This is a genomic window from Aeromonas sp. 604176 (assembly GCF_049170755.1).
GTDB classification, from domain to species: domain Bacteria; phylum Pseudomonadota; class Gammaproteobacteria; order Enterobacterales; family Aeromonadaceae; genus Aeromonas; species Aeromonas veronii_A.
Genome location: NZ_JAAKNE010000150.1, coordinates 1 through 8479 on the forward strand (window position 1 = coordinate 1; position 8479 = coordinate 8479).

Below are 8479 nucleotides of genomic sequence, written 5' to 3' on the forward strand. Positions count from 1 at the left end.
ACCTGTGCAACCATCCCTGATTACCCATGACTTTTTAAGGGGGGACAGATGATCACCGCCTACATTCTCAATAACAAGGTGCTGGACATAGTCACGCTCGGGCCTGACGACATAGTACCTGACAACACGGTCTGGCTGGATGCCTACAAGCCGGACACGGCAGAGCGAGAATGGTTGACGGGCCTGTTCCTGGAAGAGGTTCCCGACAAGGAAGAGCTCGACGACATCGAAGCATCCGCCCGTTTTTACTGGGATACCGATGGTCTGCACATTCACTCCCTGTTTCCCCAACGGATCGGTCGTGACACCAAGGGTGTCCACGTCTCTTTTACCCTGCGCAACAACCTGCTGATCAGCATTCGTGAAGATGACATCGGGCTGGTGCGCCTGCTGCGCCACTATATGCGCCAGGATCGGCTGGAGGTGGAGGATGCCCTCGATATCCTGCTGGAGGTACAAAACCTCAAGGTGGAGTACCTCTCCGATCTTATCGAAGATGGTTACAAGACGTTGGAAAACACCGCCGATCAGATCTTCGAGCCGGATCAGATCAACCCTATGCTCAAGGAGCTGTTGGCACAGGAAGAGGCCAACGGCCAGATCCGTCTCTCCCTGCACGATACCCGCCGCGCCCTGCGTTTCCTCAAACGCAGCCTGCGCCAGCGCATGAGCCTGGAGCAGAACAAGTGGATCGACGAGATGCTGCACGACGTGGAGTCACTACTGCCTCACACCCAGTTCCTGTTCGACAAGATCAACTTCCAGCTGGAGGCCTCCATGGGGGTGACCAATCTGGAGCAGAACAAGGTGATCAAGATCTTCTCGGTTGCCGCCGTGATCTTCCTGCCGCCGACCCTGATCGCCAGTATTTATGGCATGAACTTTGGCCGCATGCCTGAGCTCGCCTGGGAGTATGGCTATCCCCTCTCGCTGGTGCTGATGGTGATGTCATCGCTGGGCACCGGGCTCTTCTTCAAGCGCAAGGGGTGGCTGTAACGCCAGCCGCTCGGCACAAGACAACTTTTCGCGGATTGGGGGGCATGGCCCCCCGATTAATTCCCGCTCTCTCCCGCGCCTTGCAAAGGGCTCGCCTTCGCCCCATATCCCTTGCATCACTTGCACTCTATGAATGGATATCGGGCAACCATGACCCTCTACCCCGAACATCGATATGACGATCACGGCCAGTTGCGCCCTCCCCTCTGGTTCTGGCCCATCGCCCTGTTGCTGACCCGCTCGGTCTGGCTGTTTCTGATGGCCGGCGTCACCCGCGAGAGCGGCAGTGAAATCCTGACCCTCTTTTATCCCGACAGGATCAGCCTCTACATCAGCCTGCTGACCGACGTACCCGCAATGCTGGCGTTGCTCGCCTGCGGGGGCACCTATCAGCAGACCCAGAGCATTCGCGCCAGACTCCGGCGCCACAGCCCGTTGCTGCTGCTCTGCTCTGCCGTCAGCGGCCTGCTGATGCAGTTGCACAGCCTCAATCTGCAGAAGTGGTCATTCAGCTGGCCTACCGCACTGGTGCTGGTCGCCAGCCTCTGGTCACTCTGGTATCTGCTGCGCAGTCGCCAGCTACGGGAATATGCTGCTGATGATCCTCATCAGAAGTCGAAAATCTAGCCAAGTTTTAGCTGCAATCAATTGAAATAAATATAAAAAGCCTCTTGGTGAGTTGAATGCCCGACGCGCGGCCATAACCCCGAGCCGCAAGCTGCCCCGCTGTCGAGGAGCGGCTGCGCCCGCACTCTCGCCCCATAGGTGGCGGCCAAGCGGATAAGGAATTATCAATCGTCGTGTTAGGTCACCCCGTTCATTCAGGCTTGATTCATTATCAATGGAATTGATAACACTTTTCATTACTTTTACTGCGTTATAAACTTGCTCCCCCCGGGCTGCCCCGCCCGGGTGCTGGAGCCTTTATGACAAGCCTTTCTCTCTCACCCCGACAATTCTGGCAGTGGCTGGCCTACCACCATCAGGCCGCCGAGGGTACCCTCTATCTGATGTTCTTCTCCGGCCTACTGTTGTGGGAGCCGCTGACCCCGCTCTGGTCGCTGGCGCGCTGGAATCTGTTCTTGCATGTGATGCTCTCGCTCACCCTGTTTCCCCTGCTGTTTGGCGCCTTCTGGCTCTCCCATCGCAGCTTGTTGAACCGCAGCAACAAACCCTTTTTACGCACCACGGGGCGGATTATTGAAGCCCTGCTGCTGCTCTGTCTGGCCAGTGGCCTGCTGCTGGTGCTGCACGGCACTCCGGGCGATGCCATGGGCAACCTCGCCAGCTGGGCCCACTGGTTGAGCGCATTGGCGTTAACTCCTCTGGTGCTGCGCCACGCCTGGCGCTGGACCATCTTGAAATGGCGCTCCTGATCCCATGTTGAAGTCATCGTTCTCTGCATATTTGTCACCCCTGCTGGCCCTCCTCCTGCTGCTGACCAGCCCCTTTGCGTTGGCCCAGCAGATGGGCGCCGGGATGATCGCCTATGAGGAGGGGCAAAGCCCGCGCCTCGTCACCGCCAACCTGAGCGCAGGTTCCGTCACCCTGCTTGAGCGCGATAGCGGCAAGCGGCTCAAAGAGGTGCAGCTGGGGGGCGATCTACGCCAGCTTGCCCGCGCCGATGACGGCACCCTGCTGGTCACCGACTACAGCGGTGATCGCCTGTTGCTGCTGGATGATGATCTCGATCTGGAAAAGGCGATCCCCACCGGCCATAGACCCTACGGGGTCATCTTCGATGCCAAACGGCAGTGGTTCTGGGTCACGCTGTTCGAATCAGCTCGTCTGCAGGCTTACGACAGCGCCGGCAACCTCCAGCTGGATGCAGAAACCGCCGAGACTCCCCGTGGACTGGCCCTGACCAACGACGATCGCCTGCTGCTCACCCACGCCATGACCGGCCAGCTCGCCATCTATGATCTCGCCACGCTTGGCCACGGCGCCAAGGGATCTTCGCTTCCCAAGCCCAAGCTCATTACCCTGGCCGAGACCCATAGCGACACGCCGAGCGACTCTCAGGGATTGCCGCGCCTGCTCGATGGCATCGCCCTCTCCCCCGATGGCAGCGAGGCCTGGTTGCCTCATGTGCTGTGGAGCTTCGAGCACCCCTTCCAGTTTCAGAGCACCGTCTTTCCGGCGGTCTCCATCATCGATCTCGATGAGGAGAAAGAGCGGGTCGATGAAAGAAAACAGCTCTTTTTGCAGATCAACCTGCCAAGCGTCGGCAACCGCAGCCAGATCGTCTCCAACCCGTTTGCAGCCCGATTTGCCGCCGACGGCAAGCGGGTCTATCTGACCCTGGCGGGCTCGGAAGATCTGCTGGTGTTTGATCTCTCCCGCAGCGGCAAGTCCAACAACAACCGTCACCGCCGCAAGAAGTTTCAGGGGGGCGCCAAGGCGACCCAGCTCTTGCGTCACCTGCCGGGCCAGAATCCGCGGGATCTGCTGATCGATGGCGACCATATTCTGGTGCACAACGCCATGGGGCAGGATCTTACCCGCCTCAATAGCGGCGGTAGCGGCCCGTTTGCCCGAGTCACCGTCGATCTGCCCCACTTCGCCAAGCTGGTAGAGACGGATCCGCGCCCCGAACCGCTTCAGCGCGGCGAGCGGCTGTTCAACCTTGGTAACACTGCGTCCAACCCACGCTTCCCCATGGCGGGAGACAACTGGATGAGCTGCAACTCCTGCCATCTGGACGGATTCAATTTCACCAACCGCTATCTGATGGCGGCCCATCGCCAGAAGAGCGGCGACAACGCCATCAACGGCCACGCCAACCTCACCAACATGGTGGCGGGGGATTTTGTCGGCGAATACCTGCGCATGACCCAGCAGACCCAGGGCGGCATGGGCCATGACACCCGCGATGGGGCCGAGGCAGTTGACCCCGCCAAGCCCCAGCCCGAGGTGAAGGCGATGATGGAAGATCTGCACGCCTTCGTCACCGCCGATGGCAACCTCCCCTATCTCGCCAACTGGCTGCGACTCGATGCCCCGCGCACGGATCCCGCCAAGGCGCCGACTACCCACCCGAAGGAGTGGCTCAACTCCGCCTCCTGCCAGAACTGCCACCAACAGGCCTTCAAAGATTGGAGCGAGAGCAACCACCGGCTGATGGGCAACTCCCACCCCTACTACAAGGTGGTGCAGGCGCTGGCCCGCGAAACCGAAGGAGAAGCGTTTGGCCAATGGTGTCAGGGCTGCCACATGCCCCAGCAGGTGATGACAGGCCAGCTGGATCTGCCCAAGGGCTCCCACATGTTCGAGCAGGGCGGCGCCTCGCTGATTGCCGCCCACAAGGCGGGCGAACCTGTGGTGGAGGAAGGGACCGGCTGCGTGCTCTGCCATCGCATCACCAAGGTAGAAGGCGCGGGCGGCAACAGCGCCTTTACCGTGAATTTGAAAGACCGCGAGAGCTATGTGTTCGAGGATGCCGCGGGCGGCAGCCTCCAGCACTGGCTGGCCGAGCGGCAGATCAACGCCCGTCCGGCGGCCCACAAAGCCTCCTATCAGAAGGATTTCTACCGCGACGCGGCCCTGTGCAAGTCGTGCCACAACGAGTTTGCCCCAGGCACCGGCGCCAATATCGTCAACACCTGGGACGAGTGGGAAAAATCCAGCTTCGCGAACGCCGAGGATCCCGCCAAGCGGCGCACCTGCATCGACTGCCATATGAACCCGGAGCCAGGCAATGGCGGTGCGCCGGTGGCGGGCCAGTCCACCGAAAACGGCACCATGAAGGCGCGGCTCTATCGCCACAATTTCACCGGCGCCCAGCACCAGCTGGTGGGGCTGCGCAATCCTGAACTCGAGCAGGAGAGTCTGGCCCTGCTGCGCTCCAGCGCGACACTCTCCGCCCGTATCGAACCGACGGCCGATTGTCAGCAGCTGGTGGTGCGGGTCGCCAATACCGGTGCGGGCCATGCCCTGCCCACCGGGGTGGCCGATTTTCGTGAACTCTGGCTGGAGCTGACCGTCACCGACGCCAACGGCAAGGTGGTGCTTGCCAGCGGCCAGCCGGTGGATGGTGCTGTCCCTGAGAATGCGAGACTGTTTCGCAAAGTGTTCGGTGATGCCGAGGGCAAGCCGGTGGGGCTCAAGTTCTGGCGCTACGCCAAGCTCTTGGAAGATACCCGCATTCCGGCCGATGGCTGGCGGGATGAAGTCTGGCCGCTGCCCGCAGAAGCCCAAGGGCCCTTCAAGACCGATATCAAACTCAATTTCCGCACCTACCCCAAGTGGGTCAATGATGCGGTGCGCGCCGCCGAGCCCAGCTTGCCGGAGCCACCCATAGTGCAGCTAAATCGGTTGCAACTTACATTGCAGCCTCTCCCCGTCACGCCCGCTACGGAGCCTCAATCCTGATGTTTGCAAGTTTTCTGATTACCCTGCGCGAGGGGCTGGAAGCCTTCCTGCTGGTCGGCATCTGCCTCTCCTACCTCGCCAAGCTGGGGGCTAGTCGCTACAACAAGTTCATCTACCTGGGGGTGGGGCTTGGCCTTGTCGCCTCCCTGGTCGTTGCCTTCCTGTTCCAGGTGGTGGTAAGCCAGTTCGAGAGCGAGCGCTACAACCACCTCTTGATGGCGGGGATCCTCATCTTCGCCACCTTGGTGCTCACCTATATGGCGATCTGGATGCAAAAACAGGCCAAATCCCAGGTGGGGGCCATGACGGCGCGCATCGATGCAGCCATCGATGGCGGCAACCTGTTTGGTCTGGTGCTGCTCGCCTTTCTGGCGGTGATGCGCGAAGGGTTTGAAACCGTGCTCTTCTTCTCCGCCCTGCTCTACTCCGGGCAAGGGGTCGATCTGCAATCCGGCCTGATGGGCGCGCTGGCGGGGCTGCTGGTCTCCATCGCGCTGGTGTGGGGGCTGCTGCGCTCCACCCGCAAGGTGGCGCTGGCCCCCTTCTTCCGCTGGACCGGCCTGCTTATCATCATCATCGCCGCAGGTCTGCTCTCGTCCGCCGTCAACATGTTGCAGGCGGCAGATATCATCACCTTCTGGACCACGCCGGTGTTCGACATCAGCCACATTCTCGACGATCAGGGGGTATTTGGTACCTTCCTGCGCGCCCTGTTTGGCTACAATGCCTCACCCGCTGGCTTGCAGCTGCTGACCTGGGCCCTCTATCTGGCGATCTTCGTTACCCTCTGGCAGCGCAGCTATCACCCGCAGGTAAGTGCCGCGACTGGCAAGGGCTGAGCCAACACGCCCTGAAGCAACAAGGCCACGGGGTAACAACACTATTCGGGGGCCGCGCCTTGGCGCGGTTTCCTGATCTATCAAGTAGTTTTGGAATAGGTCATGAGCGATAACAACAAGAAAAGCATTGCAGTGCTGGGCGCTGGCCCCGCCGGTTTGATGGCGGCCTGGCGCCTGCGCTGCGCCGGTTTTGCAGTCACCCTGTTCGAGCAGGAGCCGGTGGTCGGCGGCATGTGCGCCACCCAGACCTTCAAGGGGCGCGACGGCGAGTATCGCTTCGACTACGGCGGGCACCGCTTTATCACCAAGAACCCCGAGCTGCTCGCCTTTATCGACGAGCTGATGGGTGACGACCTGCTCCACGCCGAGCGCAAGAGCGTTATCCGCTTTGGCGGGCGCACCTATGACTACCCCCTGAACCTGCCCAACCTGCTCAAGACGGCGCCGCTCGCCCTGATGGCCGGGGCGGTAAAAGACTTGCTGCTGTTGCCCTTTAGCAAGAAGCCGGATGATTTTGCCAAGGCGAGCTTTGCCGAGTGGATCCAGAGTCACTTCGGCCGCACCCTCTATCGCCAGTTTTTCGAGGGCTACACCGGCAAGCTGTGGGGTATCAACCCGGACAAGCTCTCCGCCGACTGGGCCGGTCAGCGCATCAGCCTCATCGATTTGAAAGACGTGGCGCGCCGCCTGCTGCCAAGACGCAACGGCAGTATCTCGGTGCGCACCTATGCCCGCAAATACCGCTACCCAAAATATGGCTTCGGCCAGATCTTCACCACCCTGGGGGAGCGGCTGGTGGCAGAGGGCGTTGAGCTCAAAACCGGCGCAACCATCACCCGCCTTGAGCAGGCTGATGACCGCATCGAGCGGGTTTATTGGAAACAAGATGACATTGAGCAGAGCGAGCGCTTTGATCAGGTGATCTCCACCCTGCCGCTGCCGCTCACCTGCCAGCATCTGGGCTTACCGTGCGATCTGCACTACCGGTCGCTTCGCTTCGTCAATATGCCGTTGAAACAGGAGAACCTGTCGGACAACACCTGGCAGTACCTCTCCGACCCCCATATTCTGGCCACCCGCCTGCAGGAGCCGCGCCGCCGCAGCCCCTTTATGGCGCCCCAGGGCCAGACCTCGGTAATGCTGGAGATCCCCTGCAATCCGGGGGATGCTACCTGGCAGGCGCCGCTGGCCGACCTGCGAGGTCGGGTCATCGCCGATCTGGCGAGCCTCGGTGTCGATACCGCCAAGCTTGGCGATGAGACCTTCGAAGCCAGCAGCGAGTACGCCTATCCGCTGATGGATTTGGGCTATCAGGCCCGTCGTAACAAAGCGATCAAGGCGCTGATGCCCATCACAAACCTCATCATGACCGGCCGTCAGGGGACATTCCGCTACATCTTCACCGACACCGCCATGGAGATGGGGATGATGGCTGCCGACATGGTGATCGACGGGGTGGACAGACGCCACGCCATCTTTAACCATCGCAACGAAAATACCGTGATTGAAACCCAGAGCGTGGCCTGAGTGCCGCGCCATTGGCATAAGTAAGGAGAACAGGATGACCATCCGCCCGGGTTTACTCGCCCTCACCCTGCTGCTGACCCTCTGCGGGCAGGCGCAGGCTTACTCCTACGCCGCCGCCGGCAAGGAGCCACTGATCGACGCCCGCGAAGCGCTGCTGGGCGCCGCCACTGACGGCAAGGATGCCAGCACCACCTTGAGCGAGATTGCCGACGAGCTGACCTATCTGGAACAGCACCACAAGGTGGAACTGCAAGGGCCGCTGGCCGCCGCCATCAAGGCCAAAGACGCTGCCACCACCGCCGCCCTGCTCAACCGCGCCTACAAGGCGGAGATCGAGCGCCGCCTCGAAGGGGCCAGCCAGAATCTTGGCGACTACCAGACCGCCAAGGTGCTGGTGGTCAAGAGCAAGCGCTTCCTCGACTTGATCCTCCCATCACTCAATGAAGGAGATCGCAAGGCGGCCGAACAGGCGCTGGCCAGGGTGCTCGATGCCATCGGTAACCCGGGGGTATTCGGGGTGGGCGCCAAGCCCGCCGACGCCGCCGCCTTTAGCGATGCAGAAAAAGCGCTGATGGCCGTGCTGGCGCCGCTTTGATGGCAACCTGCCAATCATTGCGCCACCTCGCTCTGACAAACGGTGGGTTTCGCTGCGCTCTACCCACCCTACGCACGGCCTGCCGATAAATGCACCCGGACGCTGGTTTGCCCCCTTCTCCCCTTGCGGGAGAAGGGCTGGGGATGAGGGG

Annotated in this window: 7 protein-coding genes; all 7 read left to right on the plus strand. The window is 61.2% G+C overall.

Going from position 1 to position 8479, the window contains the following annotated elements; genetic code table 11:
• Positions 1 to 48: 48 nt before the first annotated feature.
• The 7 genes from corA to G5358_RS19080 all read left to right on the plus strand — a co-directional run bounded on the left by corA (position 49) and on the right by G5358_RS19080 (position 8328).
• Complete coding sequence (gene corA / locus G5358_RS19050) at positions 49 to 996, plus strand: magnesium/cobalt transporter CorA (RefSeq protein WP_266133904.1); 948 nt, start codon at positions 49 to 51, stop codon at positions 994 to 996.
• 150 nt (positions 997 to 1146) lie between these two features.
• Entirely contained in the window at positions 1147 to 1623 is a 477-nt protein-coding gene (locus G5358_RS19055) for a DUF2919 domain-containing protein (protein WP_421172181.1), read from the plus strand.
• 299 nt (positions 1624 to 1922) lie between these two features.
• On the plus strand, positions 1923 to 2372 hold the full coding sequence (locus G5358_RS19060; RefSeq protein ID WP_323912068.1) for a hypothetical protein: 450 nt from the start codon (positions 1923 to 1925) through the stop codon (positions 2370 to 2372).
• A 4-nt stretch (positions 2373 to 2376) separates the two neighbouring features.
• Positions 2377 to 5367: a YncE family protein gene (locus tag G5358_RS19065; protein ID WP_421208342.1), complete on the plus strand. Its 2991-nt coding sequence runs from the start codon at positions 2377 to 2379 to the stop codon at positions 5365 to 5367.
• Positions 5367 to 6206, plus strand: coding sequence for an FTR1 family iron permease (locus G5358_RS19070; protein WP_421208340.1), 840 nt, complete (start codon positions 5367 to 5369; stop codon positions 6204 to 6206). Before G5358_RS19065 ends, G5358_RS19070 begins: the two co-directional genes overlap by 1 nt.
• A 102-nt stretch (positions 6207 to 6308) precedes the next feature.
• Entirely contained in the window at positions 6309 to 7733 is a 1425-nt protein-coding gene (locus G5358_RS19075; RefSeq protein WP_421208338.1) for an FAD-dependent oxidoreductase, read from the plus strand.
• A 34-nt stretch (positions 7734 to 7767) separates the two neighbouring features.
• Positions 7768 to 8328: a hypothetical protein gene (locus G5358_RS19080; RefSeq protein ID WP_421324711.1), complete on the plus strand. Its 561-nt coding sequence runs from the start codon at positions 7768 to 7770 to the stop codon at positions 8326 to 8328.
• The last annotated feature ends 151 nt before the right edge of the window (positions 8329 to 8479 follow it).